Origin of the sequence: Streptomyces sp. NPDC029674 (assembly GCF_044903205.1) — a bacterium.
Taxonomy (GTDB): Bacteria; Actinomycetota; Actinomycetes; order Streptomycetales; family Streptomycetaceae; genus Streptomyces.
In genome coordinates, this window is the sequence record NZ_JBJDPY010000011.1 from 287,939 (window position 1) to 309,529 (window position 21,591).

Annotated in this window: 11 protein-coding genes; 8 read left to right on the plus strand and 3 right to left on the minus strand. The window is 70.0% G+C overall.

Going from position 1 to position 21,591, the window contains the following annotated elements:
- Positions 1-38: 38 nt before the first annotated feature.
- Entirely contained in the window at positions 39-1,529 is a 1,491-nt protein-coding gene (locus ACI2L3_RS26520; RefSeq protein WP_404754880.1) for a glycosyltransferase family 39 protein, read from the minus strand.
- A gap of 314 nt (positions 1,530-1,843) precedes the next feature.
- Between ACI2L3_RS26520 and ACI2L3_RS26525 the strand changes: the two genes are divergently transcribed.
- The 7 genes from ACI2L3_RS26525 (at position 1,844) to ACI2L3_RS26555 (ending at position 15,639) form a co-directional block, all read left to right on the plus strand.
- Positions 1,844-4,069 carry an ABC transporter transmembrane domain-containing protein gene (locus ACI2L3_RS26525; RefSeq protein WP_404754881.1) on the plus strand — a complete coding sequence of 742 codons (2,226 nt, stop codon included), beginning with the start codon at positions 1,844-1,846 and terminating at the stop codon, positions 4,067-4,069.
- Positions 4,066-5,949: an ABC transporter ATP-binding protein gene (locus tag ACI2L3_RS26530; protein WP_404754882.1), complete on the plus strand. Its 1,884-nt coding sequence runs from the start codon at positions 4,066-4,068 to the stop codon at positions 5,947-5,949. Before ACI2L3_RS26525 ends, ACI2L3_RS26530 begins: the two co-directional genes overlap by 4 nt.
- Positions 5,950-6,060: 111 nt before the next feature.
- On the plus strand, positions 6,061-6,369 hold the full coding sequence (locus ACI2L3_RS26535) for a hypothetical protein (RefSeq protein WP_404754883.1): 309 nt from the start codon (positions 6,061-6,063) through the stop codon (positions 6,367-6,369).
- Between the two features lie 11 nt (positions 6,370-6,380).
- Positions 6,381-10,760: a polymorphic toxin type 30 domain-containing protein gene (locus ACI2L3_RS26540; protein WP_404754884.1), complete on the plus strand. Its 4,380-nt coding sequence runs from the start codon at positions 6,381-6,383 to the stop codon at positions 10,758-10,760.
- Positions 10,761-10,782: 22 nt separating this feature from the next.
- Entirely contained in the window at positions 10,783-11,106 is a 324-nt protein-coding gene (locus ACI2L3_RS26545) for a hypothetical protein (protein ID WP_404754885.1), read from the plus strand.
- Positions 11,107-11,645: 539 nt separating this feature from the next.
- Positions 11,646-13,712, plus strand: coding sequence for a M4 family metallopeptidase (locus ACI2L3_RS26550; RefSeq protein WP_404754886.1), 2,067 nt, complete (start codon positions 11,646-11,648; stop codon positions 13,710-13,712).
- Between the two features lie 304 nt (positions 13,713-14,016).
- Positions 14,017-15,639 carry a M4 family metallopeptidase gene (locus tag ACI2L3_RS26555; protein ID WP_404754887.1) on the plus strand — a complete coding sequence of 541 codons (1,623 nt, stop codon included), beginning with the start codon at positions 14,017-14,019 and terminating at the stop codon, positions 15,637-15,639.
- Between the two features lie 99 nt (positions 15,640-15,738).
- On the opposite strand, the gene ACI2L3_RS26560 is transcribed toward ACI2L3_RS26555, so the two are convergent.
- Together ACI2L3_RS26560 and glgP are read right to left on the minus strand one after the other, a co-directional pair.
- Positions 15,739-16,305, minus strand: coding sequence for a hypothetical protein (locus ACI2L3_RS26560; RefSeq protein WP_404754888.1), 567 nt, complete (start codon positions 16,303-16,305; stop codon positions 15,739-15,741).
- 37 nt (positions 16,306-16,342) lie between these two features.
- Positions 16,343-18,970 carry an alpha-glucan family phosphorylase gene (gene glgP / locus ACI2L3_RS26565; RefSeq protein WP_404754889.1) on the minus strand — a complete coding sequence of 876 codons (2,628 nt, stop codon included), beginning with the start codon at positions 18,968-18,970 and terminating at the stop codon, positions 16,343-16,345.
- Between the two features lie 549 nt (positions 18,971-19,519).
- Between glgP and ACI2L3_RS26570 the strand changes: the two genes are divergently transcribed.
- On the plus strand, positions 19,520-21,591 hold a 2,072-nt coding region (locus ACI2L3_RS26570; RefSeq protein ID WP_404754890.1), incomplete at its 3' end, for an alpha-1,4-glucan--maltose-1-phosphate maltosyltransferase.

Sequence of the window (21,591 nt, forward strand, 5' to 3'; positions counted from 1 at the left end):
CCTCGGCGACGAGCGCGAGCACTTCACCCCGCGGGTGCTCAGCGGTTCGTCGCCGGGGGCGCGTCCGCGTGGGACGGCCCGGCCGCGCAGCTCGTGCCCCGTTCGTAGGCCTGCACGCGGCGGCCGCGTACCTCCGTGTCGGCGCAGCGTGTGAAGTGAACGGCGAGAACCTTGCGCTTCAGGGCGTCGCGGGCGGTGCCGGGGCGGGCGTCGGCGTCCGCGACGACCAGGATGCGGTGCTTGGCCAGGATCGCCTCGCGGATGTGTCCGGGCGCGCGCTCCGTCCCCTGGAGCGTGCCGGAGGCGGTGGGGCTCTGGGCCAGCGCCAGGTCGTCGAGGCCGGTGAAGGAGTCGGGCGAGACCTCGGCGGTGTCGCGGCGCAGGGAGGGGATGAAGAGCACGCCGTCCCCCGGCCGCGCGGCGCCGGCCACCGTCTCGGCGGGGGCCAGGACGTCGTCGACGCGGCTCTGCGGTGTGCGCAGGCCGAGTTGGAACGGCAGCAGGGCGGCGAAGGCGACGGCGACCGCCGCGGTGAGCAGGCGCCGGGAACGTACGAGGGCGCCGGCGGCCGCGCCGATGAGCACGGCGAGCCCGATATTGGCGTAGAGCACGTACCGGTCTATGTAGAGGGGTTCGACCAGGGAGACGAGCATCAGGGCGAGCACGGGGACGGCCAGCAGGGGCAGGCCGAGGGAGACCGCCGAGACAGTGGGGCGGTCTGCAGGGTCCGTGGCGCCCGCGGCTCTTCCCCGCCGCTTCGCCGCCAGGGCGCACAGCAACCCCGAGGCCACCAGGAGCAGCGGTGCCAGTGCGGTCGACCAGGTGAGCGGGCGTATCCACGCGACCTGTTGCGCCTGGGAGTGGCTGGTGAGGACGAGCGGCAGCGCGCCCGCCGTGGTGGCCGCGGCCGCCGCCGGCCAGTGGGTCAGGAGCCGGGCCGAGCCGCGCCGCCGAGCGATCAGGACGGTCACGGCGTGTGCCGGAAGGGCCAGCAGGGAGAGCCAGTTGAGCAGGGCCGCGACCAGCATGGCACCCGCGTAGCCGGCCCAGGGTGCGACAGCCGTGCGCGGTTCCCTGCGGCCGTCCGCCAGCGTGACGAGGAGACGGGTGGCGACCGCCACCGCGGCCACCACCAGGGCGTAGGACCGGCCTTCCTGGGCGTAGTGCTGGGTGCTCGGCATGAGGGCGAAGGCGGCGCCGGCCGCGAGTCCCGCGCGGGGTCCTGCCAGCCGTCGTGCGGTCGCGGCGGTCACGGCGGCGGCGCCGGCCATGGCGAGGACGGAGGGCAGTCGCAGGGCGAGGAGGCTGTCCCCGAAGACGGCGAAGACGCCGTGCATGAACAGGTAGTAGAGGCCGTGCACGACATCGGCTTGCTGCACCAGGTGTCCGAGCTCGGGCACCGTCCTGTGGGCCGCTTCCCACGTGGCGGCCTCGTCGCGCCACATGCTGTCCTCGCGGGTGATCCCCCAGAGGCCGAGGAGGAGCGTGAGGACCGCGGAACCGGCCGGGCCGAGTGCTGATCTGGGCATGGCGGATCTCCGAGCGGCATGACGGGAGGAGGGGAGGAGGGGAGCGGTGAAGGCGGCCGGGGCCGCGCCGGTGAGCCGGCGGCCGGTCGTGATCACTGCCTTCCACACGCTAGGCAGCGGCGGGATCACGGTCGTCACCTGCGCTGATGACGTGCGAGGTCCGTCGCGAGGGCGACCGCGGACCGGCGTCGGCCTTGCGGCGTAGTACTTCCGTACGCGGCGGCACACTGAACGGGCCCTAGGACCAGCGGAGTACGGAGAGCGGTCCAAAACTCGGTGGGCTGTGTCAGTGGCGATCCGTAGGCTCGCTCCTGATGCCGAAATCAGATGCCCCTGCCAAGGATCGGTCCACCGTACGGACGCTGCTGCGCCTCTGGCCGTACGTGCGGCCGGTGCGAACCCGCCTTCTCATCGCGGCGGTTGTCGCGATCGTCGCCTCCTGTACGGGGCTCGTGTTCCCGCTCGTACTGAAGTGGATGGTGGACGGCCCGGTGGCCGACCGGGACTCGTCGGGGGTGTGGCTCGGGGCTCTGCTGCTCCTGCTCCTCGGCATCGCGGAGGCGCTGCTGTTCGGACTGCGGAGGCTGCTGGTGGCCCGGCCCCTCGCGGGCGTCGAGGCGGCGATGCGGGCCGACCTCTACCGCCATCTGCAGCGGCTCCCGGTGGCCTTCCACGACCGGTGGGCGTCCGGCCAGCTGCTCTCGCGCGGTACGACGGACCTGATGCTCCTACGGATGTTCCTCGCCTTTCCGCTGACGTTCCTGCTGGTCAACGGCGCGACCATCGTGGTCGGAGTGATCATCCTGCTCGGCCAGGACTTCACGCTCGGCCTTGTGCTGCTCGCGCCCGTGGCCCCGATGGTGATCGCCCTCGCGTACTACGAGGGGCGGTACACCGCCGTGGCGCGGCGCGCACAGGACCAGGTCGGGGATCTGACGACGGTCGTCGAGGAGAGCGTGCTCGGCATCCGCATCATCAAGGGGTTCGGCCGGCACCGCAGTCAGGCGCGGGCGTTCCGCGAGCTGTCGCACACGCTGCGCGGCACGGAGCTCGCCAAGGCGCGGATCCTCGCCGCGATCTACGCGGTGATCATGACGCTGCCGGAGGTCGCGATCGGGGCGGCGCTGGTGCTCGGCACGGTGCGGGTCGCGGACGGCGGCCTGTCGGCGGGCACGCTGGTCGCCTTCCTGTCGACGGCGCTCGCGCTGCGCTGGCCGGTGGAGTCGATCGGCTTCCTCCTCGCGATGAGCCAGGAGTCGGCGACGGCCACGGAACGGTACTTCGAGGTGATGGACGCGGAGCCGGAGGGGGTGGCGGGTGCTGCTTCACCGGTGGGTCCGGGTGTCGGCCACGAGGTGCTTGCCGCTCACGGCGGTGGGCTCAGGTTCCACGGTGTGGAGTTCCGTTACCCCGACGCGGCGCCGGACGCGCCCCCCGTCCTCGACCGCGTCGACCTGCACATCCGCTCCGGCGAGACCATGGCGATCGTCGGCGCGACCGGCAGCGGCAAGACGACGCTGACCGCGCTGGTGCCGCGCCTGCACGAGGTGACCGGCGGCCGCATCACGCTGGACGGCGAGGACATCACAGCGATGGACCGCGAGCGTCTCCGTACGCTCGTGTCCGTCGCCTTCGAGGAGCCCACGCTGTTCTCCGCGACGGTCGGCGAGAACGTACTGATGGGCGCCGAAGAGGGCGCGGGCCGCGAGGAGTTGGCGCGGGCGCTCGACGTGGCGCAGGCCGACTTCGCGCACGCCCTGCCGCACGGCACCGACACGCAGGTCGGCGAGCAGGGCCTGAGCCTCTCCGGAGGCCAGCGCCAGCGTCTCGCCCTGGCCCGCGCCGTGGTCGGCCGCCCCCGTTTCCTGGTCCTCGACGACCCGCTGTCCGCCCTCGACGTCCACACGGAGGCGCTGGTGGAGGCGGCGCTGCGGCGGGTCCTCGCGGACACGACCGCGCTGATCGTCGCGCACCGCCCTTCCACGGTGCTGCTCGCCGACCGGGTCGCCCTGCTGTCCGGTGGCCGCGTCGCCGCCGTCGGCACGCACCAGGAGCTGCTGCGGGAGAACGCGGAGTACGCGTGGCTGATGTCGGGGGCCGACGCGCCCGCCCCGGACACGGACGCCGTCCGCCGCACGGGCGCCACACCCAACACGGACGCCGCCCGCCGCACGGATGCCACACCCGACACGGACGCCACTCGCCACACGGGCGCCACACCCGACACGGACGCCACTCGCCGCGCGGATGCCACGCCGGACCCGGACACCACTCGCCGCACGGACACCACTCGCCGCGCGGATGCCACACCCGACACGGACGCCGCCCACCGCACGGGCGCCACACCCGACCCGAACGCCGCCCACCGCACGGATGCCACACCCAACACGGACGCCACTCGCCGCACGGACGCCGTCCGCCGCACGGATGCCACGCCCGACACGTCCCACGACCACACCGCCGCCGTCGGCCCCGCCACCGACGCCGCTCCCCACCTCTCCCCTGCCGCCCCCCACCCCTCCGAGGAGGCCACCCGATGACCTCGTCGACGCCCGTTCGGGAGAAGCCCACCGAGCCCGGCCCCGAGGAGCCGGACCTCGCGGCGGGCGGCCCCGCCCCGGACGACCCCTTCGACAGGGACGAGCTGCCCGCGCCCCCGGGCGCCACCCGCACGCTCCTCCTCTCCCTCCTCTCGCCCCTCCGCGGCCGCGTCACGCTGGCCGCCGTGCTGCTGCTCGTGCAGCAGGCCGTGGTGCAGGCGGGCCCGCTGCTCGTCGCGTACGCCATCGACCGGGGCGTGCCCGCCGTCCGCGCCGACGACTACGGCCCGCTGATCGCGGTCGGCGCCGGCTACCTGCTCTGCGCGGGCGCCTCGGGAGCGCTCCAGTACGCGTTCATCGTCGCCTCCGCGCGCGTGAACCAGGACGTACTGCTGGATCTGCGCGGCCGCATCTTCCGGCACGCGCAGGCGCTCAGCGTCGACTTCCACGAGCGGTACACCTCGGGCCGGCTCATCTCGCGCTCCACCACCGACGTCGAGTCGCTGCGGGAGCTGCTGAGCGAGGGCCTGCAGGAGCTCGTCACGGTGCTGCTGTCGTTCGTCTACATCTCGGTGATGCTGCTCTGGCTGGACCTGGGGCTCGGCGCGGTGGCCGTGGCGTCGTTCGTGCCGCTCTACCTCCTGATCCGGCTCTACCAGCGGCGTGCCGGGGCGATGTTCCGCGACCGGTCGACCGCGATCGCCGCCGTCATCGTGAAGTTCGCGGAGACGATGAACGGCATCCGGCCGGTGCGGGCCTTCCGCAGGGAGCGGGCCAACGACGCGGACTTCGCCGTGCTCAACCAACGGCACGAGCGGACCAACGGCAACGCCATGCTGGAGATGGCCCGCTATGTCGTCGGCTCGCGGCTCGTCGCCAACACGGCCGTCGCCGCCATCGTGCTGTGGGGCGCCCACCGGGTCGCGGACGGCGGGCTCGCGCTCGGGGTGCTGGCCGCCGCCGTGCTGTACCTGCGGCGCCTGTACGACCCGATCGACCGGCTGGGCATGTTCCTCAACTCCTACCAGTCGGCGGCCGCTTCCCTGGAGAAGGTCGCGGGCCTGCTCGCCCAGACGCCGACGGTGCCCGAACCGGAGCCGTCCGCGACGCGCCCCCTGCCCGTCCTGGAGTCGGACCACCCGGGCCGGAAAGTCCGCTTCGAAGGCGTGAGCTTCGCCTACCGGACGGGCGGCGAGGTGCTGCCCCGCTTCGACCTGACGCTGCCCGCCGGGCAGACCGTCGCCGTGGTCGGCTCCACCGGAGCGGGCAAGTCCACGCTGGCCAAGCTGCTCGCCCGCTTCTACGACCCCACGGAGGGCCGCGTCCTCCTGGACGGCGTCGACCTGCGCGAGCTGTCGGGCGCCGAGCTGCGGCGCGGGGTCGTGATGGTGACCCAGGAGGCGTTCCTGTTCTCCGGGACGGTCGCGGAGAACATCGCGATCGGCCGCCCCGACGCCACGCGCGAGGAGATCGAGCGCGCCGCGAAGGCCATCGGCGCCCACGAGTTCATCACGTCGCTCCCCGACGGCTACGACACCGACGTACGCAAACGGGGCGGCCGGATCTCGGCGGGCCAGCGCCAACTGGTCGCCTTCGCCCGCGCCCTCCTCGCCGACCCCGCCGTGCTCATCCTCGACGAGGCGACCAGCTCACTGGACATCCCGGGCGAGCGGGCGGTGCAGCGCGCCATGCACACGGTGCTGCGCGGCCGCACGGCCGTCGTGATCGCCCACCGCCTCTCCACGGTGGAGATCGCCGACCGGGTACTGGTCATGGAACACGGCCGGGTGTCGGAGGACGGCACCCCCGCCGACCTCATCGCGGGAACGGGCGCGTTCGCCGACCTTCACCGGGCGTGGCGGGAGAGTGTGGTGGGCTGACGGCATTCAGCCCGTACGACGGCCTCCACCCCAGTGATCACGCCGCGAGGCAGTCGAACTAACGTTGCCCATTGGCATCTGCGTACAAGGCAAAAAGGGGCGGTACGGGTCATGGGGGACCTGAGCAAGGACTCGGAGTCGATGGCGAAGGCGGCACCGCTGCTGCGCAAGGCTCCGCATCACATGGCCAAACCGCTGCGCGAGTTCAAGGACGCCTCGCACGACCTGTCCGCCCTGGGAGCGCTCGGCGCGCTGATGAGCGCGACGGATGACGTCCGCGAGGGGATGGAGACCCTGTCGAAGGTGGCCTCGCAGATGGTCGACGAGTGGCATGACGAAGCCAAGCTCATGACCGACATCTCCGAGGCGTTCGACGTGCTTGACCTGCTCCTCGAGGCCGCCCAGGGCAAGAAGGGCTGAGGCGCCGGACCATGGTCGACCTCAACCCCCTGCACTACATCAACAAGTTCAACCATATGGCCGGCGACAACATGGCCAGCATGATGGAGTTCCTCGGGATCTCCGACCCGGCCGTGGACCCCGACGGCGTCAGAGAGATCGCCAAGAAGTGGCGTGCTCTGGCCAAGGCGGTCGACGCGTCCGTCAAGGACGCCGAACACGCGCTCACGGACGTCACGTGGGAGGGCAAGGCCGCCCGCGAGTTCTTCAAACGCGCAAAGAAGACCCGCACGCAGGCCACGCAGATGGGCGACGCGCTGCGCGACGGTGCGGACGCGCTCGACAAGTTCGCGGACGAAGCCCACGAGCTGCTCACCGAGCTCAACGTCGTCATCCTCGAGATCATCGAGGTCGAGATGGTGAGTCTGGGCTTGTCGGTGCTCACCGGCGGCGTCTCCGCGGTGGTCGGCAACCTCGCCGCGGGTGCCCGGTTCGCAAAGGCGATGGCGCTGATCGGCCGGATCGAGCACGCTGGTTCGGCGATGGCCCGTACCATCCGCGCCGTCCTCGAAGTGATCCGCGGCCTGTCCAGGGCGCTGAAGGCCCTCAAAGAGATCAAGTCCATCGCGAAGATGGGCAAGCTGGCGGGGCAGGGCGCCAAGTATGCGGCGCTCGACACGTTGTTGCAGGATCCGTCCACCTTCAAGGACCCCGGGAAGATGGCGGAGACCCTGGCGCTGGGCGCGGTCCTGGGGGTGGGGCTCGGTGGCCTGGGCAAGCTGCTCGGCAAGGGCCTGGGCAAGCTGAAGCTGAACTGCTCAACGCTGAGCCGCATGCGGATGCGCCCGGGTTGGGACAAACTTCCTGCCTCTATCCGCAACAACTTGAAGAAGTTCGTCCGCGACCCCATCGACGTCGCCACCGGTGACATGGCGCTGAGCCGCAAGGACATCGAACTTCCGGGTGTGCTCCCCCTCGTGCTGGAGCGCACACACCTCTCCTCGTATCGCTGGGGAGGCTGGTTCGGGCCCTCCTGGGCATCCACGCTCGACCAGCGTCTCCAGGTCGACGATGAGGGGGTGGTCTACGCCGCCGCAGACGGGGCACGCATCTGCTTCCCCCTGCCTGATGCCGGGACGCACGAACCGGTACGTGCTGACACCCCGGGCACCCGCCTCACCCTGCGCTTCGCCCCCGCCCTCGACCACGACCAAGCCGGAGCCCTGCAAATCGAGGACCCCGACACCGGCCTCACCCACGTCTTCCACCACCCGGTCCCCGCCGCGGCCGAAGCCACGCTCGACCTTCCCCTCCAGCACATCCAGGACCGCAACGGCAACCGCGTCTCCGTCGAGTACGACGAGGACCTGAGCGACCTGCCCCGCGCCGTCGTCCACTCGGGCGGCTACCGCATCGCACTGGACCACCACGCGGACCTGCCCCGCATCACGAGGCTGCGCCTGATCGATCCCGCGGATCCGGAGGCGCCCGGCACCACCGTCCTGTCCTTCGCCTACGACGAGGCCGGCCATCTGACCGAGGAGATCAACTCCTCCGGGCTGCCCCTGCGGTACACCTACGACGCCGAGGGCCGCATCACCTCGTGGACGGACCGCAACGACACCACCTACTGGTACGCCTACGACGAGCACGGCCGCGTCATCGAGACCGGCGGCACCGGCGGTGCCCTGGCCTCCACTCTCACCTACGACACCGCTACCCGCACAACCCGTATCACCGACTCCCTCGGTCACACCAGGACGTACGAGCACAACGAGTTCTGCCGCCTCATCCGCGAGACCGACCCCCTCGGCAACACCACCTGCCAGGACTGGGACTCCGAGCACCGGCTGACCGCCGTCACCGACCAGCTCGGGCGCACGACTCGCTACACCTACAGCCACGGCGGATACGTGACTGCCGTCGTCCACCCTGACGGAGGCCGAACGGTTGGCGTGCACAATGAACTCGGTCTGCTCACGGAACTCACCACACCGGCCGGGGTTCAGTGGCGGCTTGAGTACGACGAGCACGGCAACCGCACGACCATGACGGACCCCTCCGGCGCGACGACTGGCGTGACGTACAACCATGCAGGTCACCCCACCTCCACCGTCGACGCTCTCGGCAACACGACACTCTTCAGGTGCGACGCAGCAGGCCTGCCGCTCGCGGTCACGGACCCCTTGGGCGCCGTCACGACGTATGAACGCAATGCCTTCGGACTGCCCTCCCTGATCACAGATCCCTCAGGGGGCACAACACACCTGGAGTGGACACTCGAAGGAAAACTGGCCCGCGCCACGGCTCCCGACGGAAACCACGAGTCGTGGACCTATGACGGCGAGGGCAACTGCATCTCCCACACCGATGCGATCGGCGCGGTCTCACGCTTCGAGTACACCCACTTCGACCTGATGTCGGCTCGCACAGGGCCGGACGGCACTCGGTACGAATTCACCTACGACACCGAGATGCGCTCGACGAAGGTGGCCAGTCCTCAGGGCCTCACATGGCAGTACGAGTACGACGCCGTAGGCAACCTGATATCAGAGACGGACTTCGACGGCCGCCGACTCACGTACGAGTACAACCCGGCGGGCCTCCTGACCCGCCGTACCAATTCCCTCGGCCAAACAGTCAGTTTTGTGCACAACGCGTTGGGTCAGGTGACGCGGAAAGAATCGGAAGGGCAGGTCACGACCTACGCCTACGACCTGTCGAATCAGCTGGCCGAAGCCGCTGGGCCAGAGGTTACGGTGTCCTTCGTTCGCGACGCCTCGGGCCGTCTTCACTCGGAGACAGTCAACGGCCGAGTGGTGACATACGCGTACGACACGCTGGGCCGACGTATCAGCCGCACCACGCCCAGCGGCGCCACCAGCACGTGGACCTATGACGCGGCAGGCCATCAGACCCAGCTGGTGACCTCGGGGCGCGTCATCGACTTCACCCACGACCTGGCGGGCCTGGAACTTGGCCGCCGCATTGGCGATACGCTCAACCTGACCCACGGCTACGACGCCCTGGGCCGCCTCACCCGCCAGTCGCTGTCGGACATGGGGGGCAACTCGATCCAGGAGCGGGCGTACACGTACCGTCCTGACGGTTACCTGACCGCGATCGAGGACCAGCTCTCCGGCAGGCGCACCTTTGAACTCGACGCGGCAGGCCGGGTGACGACGGTGCGCGCGGCCGGTTGGGCGGAGCAGTACACCTACGACGAGGTGGGCAACCAAACATCTGCCTCCTGGCCAGTAGCGCACCCCGGCCGGGAGGCCGTCGGTGAGCGCATCTACGAAGGCTCCCGCCTCACCCGCGCGGGAGGCGTCCGCTACGAACATGACGCGCTGGGCCGCATCATCCTGCGCCAGAAGACCCGGTTGTCCCGCAAGCCGGACACCTGGCGCTATGAGTGGGACGCGGAGGACCGCCTCACTCAAGTGATCACACCGGATGGCACTCGTTGGCGATACACCTACGACCCTCTGGGCCGTCGCACGGCCAAGCTTCGCCTCAGCGATGACGGCGAATCCGTCGTGGAGCAGGTCGACTTCACCTGGGACGGCACGACACTGTGCGAGCAGAGGACTACGTCTTCGAAGCTGCCGTGCCCGATCGCCCTTACCTGGGATCACCAAGGCACACGCCCAATCGCCCAGACCGAACGCAAGGCAGTAGCGGACTCCCCACAACAAGAGGTCGACTCCCGCTTCTTCGCCATCATCACAGACCTGGTTGGAGCACCCAGCGAACTTGTCGACGACAAGGGGCGCCTGGCCTGGCGATCCCGCTCGACCTTGTGGGGCAACACCGCTTGGGCCGAGAAGAGCACCACTTACACGCCCCTGCGCTTCCCAGGCCAGTACTACGACCCCGAAACAGGCCTGCACTACAACTACTTCCGCCATTACGATCCAGAAACCGCCCGCTATGTGACTGCGGACCCCTTGGGAATCGAGCCAGCACCCAACCCCACCTCATATGTCCACAATCCGCACACATGGGCCGATCCACTGGGGCTCAGTCCGTGCCCGCCTCGCGTCGAGGGTGGCGGCTGGGACATGAGGGGGCGTACGCCCCTCAGCGTCGTGCCGGACAATGCCGAGATGCGTGTGCTCACACCGCACCCGAACGGCGGGTCCCAGAAGGGCGTTGAATACAAGTGGCAGGACCCCGAAACAGGGAACACGGTCCGGCTCCGCGTTCACGATAAGGACGGGACCGCTCCAGCGGGCTCCAATGCGGCCAACGGCGACGTCTACCGACTGTCGATCGGCGGAAAGTACCAAGATGAGGCAGGAAAGCTGCACCATCGGAACACTCACAATCCGAACAGTCCGCACTACAACCCCGACGCTGCTAATAACACCCACATACCATGGCCAATCCCCTTCGTCCTTCCATATTGACCCGACCAAGTGGAGTAGTTGTATGAATGCCGGTGACTTCCTGACATTGATGCGGAAGATCACGGACGTGCAGGCACACGTACGGGAACGCGGAGCGGACGAAACCACGGATTGGGTCCACTCCTACTCCGCTGTCGAGGCTTCCTCTCTGGCCACGGTTCTGGCGGCGGCAGCCGTCAGCGAAAAGGACCACGCCGCCTTGGAGGCCCAACTCCACGCCATCCTTGAACTTGCGTCGACCGGGTACGTGCAAGCGTCCCATATTGCCCGTTTTCGCGAGATCGACCTCGAGGAATTTCCGGCTCCGCTCCAGGGGTACGTAACCGACTTGCTCGAATCCGCATGAGCTGACATGGATCGCGCAGTGAGTTGAGTCCCACTTCTCCCTGCGGAGGGCTCACGGTAGCTCTGGGAGCGCGCCCCTTCCGCCAAGAACCGTCGTACAGATTGACTGGCCCTCGGCTGGTGGGCCGCCTATGTGACCGACGCCCGGTCCGCGGCCGACCTGACGCTTGAGCACTCCCGAGAGTGGGCGGCACAGACCAGCGTCGGCGTCTGAACGGGCCACGGCCGCGCCGGGCATGCCGTGACGGCTCCCTGTCGGGCTCCGGATAGTGAACGTACCTCACCGGCCAACGGACCAATTCCGGCCAACTATTGACGCGCTCCTGACAGCGATGGCGCTCCGGTGTCACTCTTCCCCTCGACCACCACACAACATTCAACAACGCGGTGGTCAACGGTTCCTCTCACGCAACCCGCACCACGCAACACCCTGTGTGCACCGCCCAGTTCTGCGTACCGCCTTGCTCTGCCCGGACGGCGATCCAGCCGTGCGGTAGCTCTGGCCGCGCACCCGCCGCGGCCGCGCAGAAGGAGTCCGTGTTGAGAAGCACCTCCCACAGACACACCCCCCGCACCCGTTCCCTCCGCACGCGTGCCACCGCCGCCGGCGCCCTCTCCGCCGTCGCCGCTCTGCTCGCCGTCGCCGTTCAGGCGGGTCCCGCCTCGGCCGACGACCCCGCGAAGGCGCCCGCCGCCAAGGCCCAGAAGCTCGGGAAGGTCGACCCCGGCGCGCTGGCCGCGAAGCTCTCCCCCGCCCAGCGCGCGGAGCTGATCCGCGACGCCAACGCCACCAAGACGGACACCGCCAAGGATCTGGGGCTCGGCGCCAAGGAGAAGCTCGTCGTCCGGGACGTCACGAAGGACCGTGACGGCACCGTCCACACCCGCTACGAGCGCACCTACGACGGTCTGCCCGTCCTCGGCGGCGACATGGTGGTGGACACCGCCAAGTCGGGGAAGACCAAGAGCGTCACCAAGGCCGTGAAGGCGCAGCTCAAGGGTGTCGACATGAGCGCCGAGGTCAAGGCGTCGGCCGCGGAGAAGCAGGCGCTGAGCGCCGCGAAGGCCGAGGGTTCGAAGAAGACCGACGCGGACCGGGCGCCGCGCAAGGTCGTGTGGATGGCCAAGGGCGAGCCGGTCCTCGCGTACGAGACCGTGGTCGGCGGCCTGCAGCACGACGGCACGCCGAACGAGCTGCACGTCATCACGGACGCCGCCACCGGCAAGAAGCTCTTCCAGTGGCAGGGCATCGAGAACGGCACCGGCAACACGCAGTACAGCGGTCAAGTGCCGTTGGGTACCGCCCAGTCGGGGTCTAACTACACCCTCACCGACACCGGCCGCGGCAACCACAAGACGTACAACCTGAACCGCGGCACCTCAGGCACCGGCACCCTCTTCTCGGGCACCGACGACGTGTGGGGCAACGGTCTGCCCTCCAACCTGGAGACCGCGGGCGCCGACGCGCACTACGGCGCGGCGCTGACCTGGGACTACTACAAGAACGTGCACGGCCGCAGCGGCATACGCGGCGACGGTGTCGGCGCGTATTCGCGGGTCCACTACGGCAACAACTACGTCAACGCCTTCTGGTCGGACGCCTGCTTCTGCATGACGTACGGCGACGGCGCGAACAACTCCAAGCCGCTGACTTCCATCGACGTGGCGGCCCACGAGATGACGCACGGCGTGACGGCCGCGACCGGCAACATGACGTACAGCGGCGAGTCCGGCGGCCTGAACGAGGCGACCTCCGACATCTTCGCGGCAGCCGTCGAGTTCAACGCGAACAACCCGCAGGACGTCGGCGACTACAACGTCGGCGAGAAGATCGACATCCGGGGCAACGGCACCCCGCTGCGCTACATGGACAAGCCGAGCAAGGACGGCTCGTCCAAGGACTCCTGGTACTCGGGCATCGGCTCCATCGACGTGCACTACTCGTCGGGTGTCGCCAACCACTTCTACTACCTGCTGAGCGAGGGCAGCGGCAAGAAGGAGATCAACGGCGTCCAGTACGACTCGCCGACCTCCGACGGCCTGCCGGTCACGGGCATCGGCCGGGACAAGGCATCGCTGATCTGGTTCAAGGCGCTCACCACGAAGTTCACGACCACGACCAACTACGCGGCGGCCCGCACCGGGACGCTCGCGGTCGCCGGTGAGCTGTACGGCACCAGCAGCGCCGAGTACGCGGCCGTCGCCCACGCCTGGGCCGCCGTGAACGTCGGCGCCCGCCCCGGCGGCGAGACGCCCGGCACCGACTTCGAGAACACCACGGACGTCTCCATCCCGGACAACGGCGCCGCGGTCACCTCCTCGGTCAACGTCACCGGCCGCACCGGCAACGCGCCCAGCGCGCTGAAGGTCGGCGTCGACATCGTGCACACCTGGCGCGGTGACCTGAAGGTCGACCTGCTCGCCCCCGACGGGACGGTCTACCCGCTGAAGCCGGCCAGCTCCTCGGACTCGGCGGACAACGTCAAGGAGACCTACACGGTCAACGCCTCCTCCGAGGTGGCCAACGGCACCTGGAAGCTGCGGGTGCAGGACGTGGCCAGGCAGGACACCGGCTACATCAACAGCTGGAAGGTCACCTTCCCGTAAACCGAGCAGTTCCGCACAGATCGGTCCGCACAGATCGGTCCGCACGGACCGTTCCACACGGACCGTTCCGCACAGACACGCCGCCGCCCCGGGTGAACAACTCCCCGGGGCGGCGCGCGTGTTGGCGCGTCCGACTGTTCGCGGTCCGTTCGCATTGCGTATGTCGACCATCGCTCAACGGACGATTTCCGGCCAACATCCAGCCAGGGTCCTGACATGTACCTGGCCCCAGTGACACGCTTCCCCACGCGTCACGGGTGGCCCCCACGCCACCCGGCCCTCTCCCCCCACAGAAGGAGCCAGCGTGACCCCCCACATATCCCGGAAGCGCTCAACTCTCGCCATCGCCACGGCTGTTGCCGCAGGAGCGCTGCTCGCCGCCGGACTGACCACCGGCGCCTCCGCACAGCCCGTCGCCTCCTCCGGCGCGCCCGTCAGCCTCTCGGCGAACGCCCGCGCGGGCCTCCTCCAGGATGCGAACGCCGACAAGGGTGCCACCGCCGAGAAGATCGGCCTCGGCGCCAAGGAGAAGCTGGTCGTCCGCGACGTCGTCAAGGACGCGAACGGCACGACCCACACCCGTTACGAGCGCACCTACGACGGCCTGCCCGTCCTCGGCGGCGACCTCGTCGTGCACACCGCCAAGAGCGGCAAGGTGAAGAGCGTCACGAAGGCCACCGAGGCCACCGTGAAGGTCGCCTCCACCGACGCGAAGCTCGCCAAGTCCTCGGTCGCGAAGTCCGCCGAGTCGACCGCCGCGAAGGCGAAGACCGCCGAGGCCGACGCGCAGTCGCCCCGCAAGGTGATCTGGGCCGCCTCCGGCAAGCCGGTCCTCGCGTACGAAACCGTCGTCACCGGCGTGCAGAAGGACGGCACGCCCAGCAGACTGCACGTCATCACGGACGCCGCGACCGGCAAGAAGCTGTACCAGTACCAGGACATCGAGAACGGCACCGGCAGCAGCCAGTACAGCGGCAAGGTCGAGCTCGGCACGAAGAAGGGCGGCAGCGGCTTCGAGCTGACCGACGACTCGCGCGGCGGCCACGGCACGTACGACCTGAACCACGCCCAGAGCGGCGAGGGCAAGCTCGTCACGGACGACGACGACACGTGGGGCACCGGCAAGCCGGACGACGCGCAGACCGCCGCCGTCGACGCCGCGTACGGCGCCCAGCTCACCTGGGACTACTACAAGTCCGTGCACGGCCGCAGCGGCATCAACGGCGACGGCAAGGGCGCGACCTCGCGGGTCCACTACGGCAACAACTACGTCAACGCCTTCTGGGACGACAACTGCTTCTGCATGACGTACGGCGACGGCGAGGGCGACAAGAAGCCCCTGACCTCCATCGACGTCGCGGCCCACGAGATGACGCACGGCGTCACCTCCGCCACCGGCAACATGGAGTACAGCGGCGAGTCCGGCGGCCTGAACGAGGCCACCTCCGACATCTTCGCCGCCTCCGTCGAGTTCAACGCCAAGAACCCCGAGGACGTCGGCGACTACCTCATCGGCGAGAAGATCGACATCAACGGCGACGGCTCCCCGCTGCGTCACATGGACAAGCCCAGCAAGGACGGCTCGTCCCTGGACAGCTGGACCGAGGACGCGGGCAACGTCGACGTCCACTACTCCTCGGGCATCGCCAACCACTTCTTCTACCTGCTGTCCGAGGGCAGCGGCGCGAAGGAGATCAACGGCGTCAAGTACGACTCGCCGACCGCCGACGGCTCCAAGGTCGAGGGCATCGGCCGCGACAAGGCCGAGAAGATCTGGTTCAAGGCCCTGACGGCGTACTTCACCTCGACGACCGACTACAAGGCGGCCCGCGAGGGCACGCTGAAGGCGGCGACGGACCTGTACGGGGCGGACTCGGCGGAGGTCAAGGCGGTGGGCGCGGCCTGGACGGGCGTCGCGGTCAAGTAGCCCTTCGCGACCGGCCGTTCTGACCGGCCGGCCGCGCCTGCTCCACCACGACGGGCGGCACCCGGAGGTTCCTTCCTCCCTCCGGGTGCCGCCTTTCGCCTATTCCGTTCTCAGCTCGCGGCTTCCGGCCCGGTTCTTCGCGATGTTCCGTGTCTTCCTGGTGCGGGCCGACTCGGCGACCACGGCGAGTACCGCCGGAGACCTCGAATACTCGGCGAGGTGGCGCTGCATCCAGTCCGTGACCTCCGCCAGCTCGGCCGGGGTCGGCACGTGGCCGTCCTCGACGGACAGGTAGAACTGCCAGTCCTGGATGCGGCGGCGGATGAACTCGCGGTACCCGTCCACCGGGAGCCGGTCGATCTCCGGCAAGAGTTCCGCCGACCACTGCCGGAACTCGGCAGGACCGCTCACCTTCCACGCGATCTCGTCCACGAGGGCGACCACCGCCGTCTTGGCCCCCATCTCGTTGGGGTCGCGCAGGATCGTGGCCACGATCGCGCGGTCCCGGTCCCGGTCCCGGTCGCGGCTCCGCGAGGCAGCGGCCACCGAGACGACGCGCAGGTACGCGGACGTTCGGGCGTGGTCGTCCGCGACGACTTCGTCGACGTCCACGTCGATGATGCCGGCCTCCGCCAGCAACGCGGCCACATCGGAATGCAAGGTCATCGCTTCGTCCCCTCCCGCGGGCCGTCTTGCAGGCCCCTCACCTCATCAGAACCCCCGCCTCCTCCCCCGTCGCCTCCGAGGGAACGGCCACAAGACCCAGCTCCGTCCCGCTGGCCAGCAGCCGGTGGGAGGGCAGGATCCGCACCGTATAACCGAAGGGCCCCGTGCGGTCCAGCGCCAGCGGGCCCTCGTACACCCGGCGCCCCTGCGCGTCGGGCCCGCTCGTCGGCTTCAGCGGCACCGACGACGCGTCGGCGATGTGGTCCTCCGGGTCGACGCGCCCCGCGAGCACCTGCACCTCCACGTCGTCGGGCGTCAGCTCGCCCAGATACACGCGCACCCGCAGGGAGAACGTGGCGCCGAGCTCCGCGGTGGAACCGGTCGCCGACGCCTCCACGTGGTCGACGGCGACCCGGGGCCAGGCCGCCCGGACCCGGGACTTCCAGGCGGCCAGTTCCCCGGCGGCGGGCGTGTCGAGGGCGCGGTGGGCGCGCGCGGCGGGGGCGTACAGCTTCTCGACGTACTCCCGCACCATGCGGCCCGCGAGGACCTTCGGGCCGAGGCGGGTCAGGGTCCTGCGGACCATCTCGATCCAGCGGTCGGGCAGGCCGCCGGGGCCCTGCTCGTAGAAGCGGGGCGCGATGCGGTGCTCCAGGAGGTCGTAGAGGGCGGCGGCCTCCAGGTCGTCACGGCGGTCGTCGTCGCCCGCGGCGCCGTCCGCGGTGGGGATGGCCCAGCCGAAGTCGGGCTCGAACCATTCGTCCCACCAGCCGTCGAGGACGGAGAGGTTCAGGCAGCCGTTCAGCGCGGCCTTCATGCCGGAGGTGCCGCACGCCTCCAGGGGCCGCAGCGGATTGTTCAGCCACACGTCGCAGCCCGGGTAGAGCTTCTGCGCCATCGCCATGCCGTAGTCCGGCAGGAACACGATGTGCCGGCGCACCCGCGGGTCGTCGGTGAACCTGACCAGCTCCTGGATGAGCCGCTTGCCGCCGTCGTCCGCCGGGTGCGCCTTGCCCGCCACGACGATCTGCACGGGCCGCTCGGGGTGGCGCAGGAGCTCCATCAGCCGGTCGCGGTCGCGCAGCATCAGCGTGAGCCGTTTGTACGAGGGGACGCGGCGGGCGAAGCCGATGGTGAGGACGTCCGGGTCGAGCACCCCGTCGATCCAGCCCAGCTCGGCGGTGGCGGCGCCGCGCTGCCGCCAGGAGTCGTGCAGGCGCCGCCTGACCTCGTGGACCAGCTGCTCGCGCAGGGTGCGGCGGAGCTCCCAGATGTCGGCGTCCTGGATGTCGGCCACCGCGTCCCACCGGTCGGAGCCGCCGACGGACAGCGCGTCCTCGGTGCGCCGCTCGCCGATCTGGCGGGCGCCGAGCCGGAAGACCTCGGGGGCCACCCAGGTCGGGGCGTGCACGCCGTTGGTGACGGAGGCGATCGGGATCTCCTCGGGGTCGAACCCCGGCCACAGGCCCGCGAACATCTCGCGGCTCACCGAGCCGTGCAAAGTGCTCACGCCGTTGGCGCGGCTGCCGAGCCGCAGGCCCATCACCGCCATGTTGAAGAGGTTGGGCTCGCCGCCCGGGTAGGTCTCCATGCCGAGCCGCAGGACATCACCGGCGTCGATGCGGGGCAGCTCGGCGCCGGGGCCGAAGTGGTGGGCGACGAGCTCGCGGTCGAAGCGGTCGATGCCGGCCGGTACCGGGGTGTGGGTGGTGAAGACGGTCCCGGCCCGTACGGACTCGAGCGCGGTGTCGAAGTCGATGTCCCGCAGGGTGAGTTCGTGGATCCGTTCGAGGCCGAGGAAGCCGGCGTGGCCCTCGTTCGTGTGGAAGACCTCGGGTTCGGGGTGGCCGGTGAGGCGGCAGTACGCGCGGACGGCACGCACGCCGCCGATGCCGAGGAGCATCTCCTGGAGCAGCCGGTGCTCGCTGCCGCCGCCGTAGAGCCGGTCGGTGACGTCGCGCTCGCCGGGGTCGTTCTCCTCGACGTCGGAGTCGAGCAGGAGCAGCGGTACGCGGCCGACCTGCGCCTGCCAGACGTGGGCGCGCAGCTGCCGGCCGCCGGGCAGGGCGAGCGCCACGATGGCGGGGGTCCCGTCGTCCTCGCTCAGCAGGGTGAGGGGGAGCTCGTTGGGGTCGAGGACCGGGTAGTGCTCCTGCTGCCAGGCGTCGCGGGACAGCGACTGGCGGAAGTAGCCGTGCCGGTAGAGAAGACCGACGCCGATGAGCGGGACGCCGAGGTCGCTCGCCGCCTTGAGGTGGTCGCCGGCGAGGATGCCGAGGCCGCCGGAGTACTGCGGCAGGGCGGCCGTGATGCCGAACTCGGGCGAGAAGTAGGCGACGGCCCGTGGCAGCTGCCCGTCGGTGCGGGCCTGCTCCTGGAACCAGCGCTCCCCGGTGACGTACTCCCGCAGGTCGTCGGCCGCCTCGTCGAGCCGCCGCAGGAAGTCCGCGTCACCGGAGAGCTCGTCGAGCCGCGAGGGCGGCACCTCGCCGAGGAGCCGCACGGGGTCGCAGCCGGAGGCCGCCCACAGCCGGGGGTCGACGGATGCGAAGAGGTCACGGGTGCGCGGGTGCCAGGACCAGCGCAGATTGCGGGCCAGCTCGGTCAGCCGGCCGAGGGGCTCGGGAAGGACGGGACGTACGGTGAACCGACGGATGGCCTTCACTTCGACTCCACCTCTGCGGGGATGCGTCACGTATCGACCTACTCGTCGACGGTAGCGGTGATCGGCCCTCGGCAACTACGGCGCGCGGACGGGCGCAGTCGCGGTGCGGCGTCCTGCAGCCGCGCTGCCCGCCGCGTGTCCGTAGGGTGCGGCCGTCCGCCGGACCGGCCGCACCCGATAGGGCCATGTGGGGTACGCGCGCCGGGCGCGCGCCCGCGTGATCGCGGGGGCGGAAACCGGGCGGCGCCGACCCGCCGTCCCGCGTCGGCGGGCCGGCGGGCAGTTCCGGCCAATCCGGGACCTGGCACAGGGGCATATGCGCACAGTTCAACAACCCATAGGGCATATGCGAATTCGGACCGGTCGCACCATTCATGGCAGGACCGGCCTTGCATGCGTCCTTACGCACTAGTAGTTAACAAAGCGCCGGATTGCGCACCCGAAGGCTGTGGGAAGGCTCCTCCGGTACGCACTCGGCTCAATGGGCCGGCACGCACCGCGGAAGTCACCACACCCACGTATCCGTGCAGCGGACAGGAGCGGTCAGACATGCCTCCAGGCGCACCTTCGCCAGACTCGTCCTCGCAGCCCTCTCGGTCCCCACAGCCATCGGAGCCACCGGAGCCGCCGGAGCCCTCGCAGCCAACACAATTTTCGCGGGCCTCCGAGCCGCTTCGGCCCACCATTCCTGTCCAGGACGTGCGGCCCGCCGTCCACGGCGGGCGAAAACCGGCGAAGGCCGTGCCGGGAGAAACGTTCCAGGTCACCGCCACGGTCTTCCGCGAAGGGCACGAGGCGGTCGCCGCCAACGTCGTCCTGCGCGATCCCGGCGGGCGCCCCGGACCATGGACCCCCATGCGGGAACTGGCGCCCGGCACCGACCGGTGGGGCGCCGACGCCACCCCGGATGCCGAGGGCCCCTGGACGTACGCCGTGGAGGCCTGGGGCGATCCGGTCACGACCTGGCGCCACCACGCGCAGATCAAGATACCCGCGGGTATCGACACGGATCTGGTCCTGGAGGAGGGTGCCCGTCTCCACGAGCGCGCCGCCTCCGGCGTCCCCCGTGCCGAACGGGCCGCCGTCCTCGACGCGGCCCAAGCGTTGCGTGACACGGGCCGCTCCCCGGCGGCCCGTCTCGCTGCCGCCCTCACTCCGGAGGTGCGGTCGGTGCTCGCCCGGCACCCGCTGCGCGAATTCGTCACCTCCTCGGAGGAGCTGCCGCTCCTGGTGGAGCGGCATCGGGCTCTCTTCGGGTCCTGGTACGAGTTCTTCCCGCGCTCGGAGGGCGCCGTCGTCAAGGAGGGCGAGCCCCCAGTCTCCGGGACCTTCCGGACCGCCGCCGAACGGCTGCCCGCCATCGCGGAGATGGGCTTCGACGTCGTCTATCTGCCACCGATCCACCCCATCGGGACGACCTTCCGCAAGGGCCCCAACAACAGCCTCTCGGTGGGCCGTTACGACGTCGGGGTGCCGTGGGCGATCGGTTCCCCGGAGGGAGGTCACGACGCGGTCCACCCGGATCTCGGGACGCTCGACGACTTCGACGCGTTCGTGCGCCGGGCCGGTGAGCTCGGTCTCGAAGTGGCCCTGGACTTCGCGTTGCAGTGTTCGCCGGACCACCCGTGGGTGGAGAAGCACCCCGACTGGTTCCGTCGGCGGGCGGACGGCTCCATCGCGTACGCGGAGAATCCGCCGAAGAAGTACCAGGACATCTATCCGATCGCCTTCCACAAGGACATGCCGGGGCTGATCGCGGAGACCGTGCGGCTGCTGCGGTTCTGGATGGGCCACGGTGTACGCGTCTTCCGCGTCGACAACCCCCACACCAAGCCCGTCGTCTTCTGGGAACGGGTCATCGCCGAGGTCAACGGCACCGATCCCGACGTCATCTTCCTCGCCGAGGCGTTCACCAGGCCCGCGATGATGCGGACCCTCGCGGCCGTCGGTTTCCAGCAGTCGTACACCTACTTCACCTGGCGCAACGACAAGGCCGAACTCACCGAATACCTCACCGAGTTGGCGCGGGAGACCGCGCACTTCCTGCGCCCCAACTTCTTCGTGAACACCCCCGACATCCTGCACGCCTACCTCCAGGACGGCGGCAGGCCCGCCTTCGAGGTGCGGGCCGTGCTCGCCGCCACGCTGTCGCCGACGTGGGGCGTCTACAGCGGATTCGAGCTGTGCGAGAACACCGCCGTCCGGCGCGGGAGCGAGGAGTATCTGAACTCGGAGAAGTACCAACTGCGGCCCCGTGACTGGGTGGGGGCCGAGCGCCGGGGCGAGACGATCGCCCCGCTGATCACCGCGCTGAACCGGCTCCGGCGGACCAGCCCCGCACTCCGGCAACTGCGCGACCTGCACTTCCACCCCACCGACAAGGAAGCGGTGATCGCCTACTCCAAGACGGCCGTCGACGAGCACGGATCGAACACGGTTCTGGTGGTCGTGAACCTCGACCCCCACCACACCCAGGAGGCCACGGTCTCGTTGGACATGCCGCAACTCGGCCTCGAATGGCACGAGTCCGTGCCGGTGCGCGACGAGCTCACCGGCGAGACCTACCACTGGGGCAGGGCCAACTACGTGCGCCTCGAACCGGGCCGCGCCCCCGCGCACAT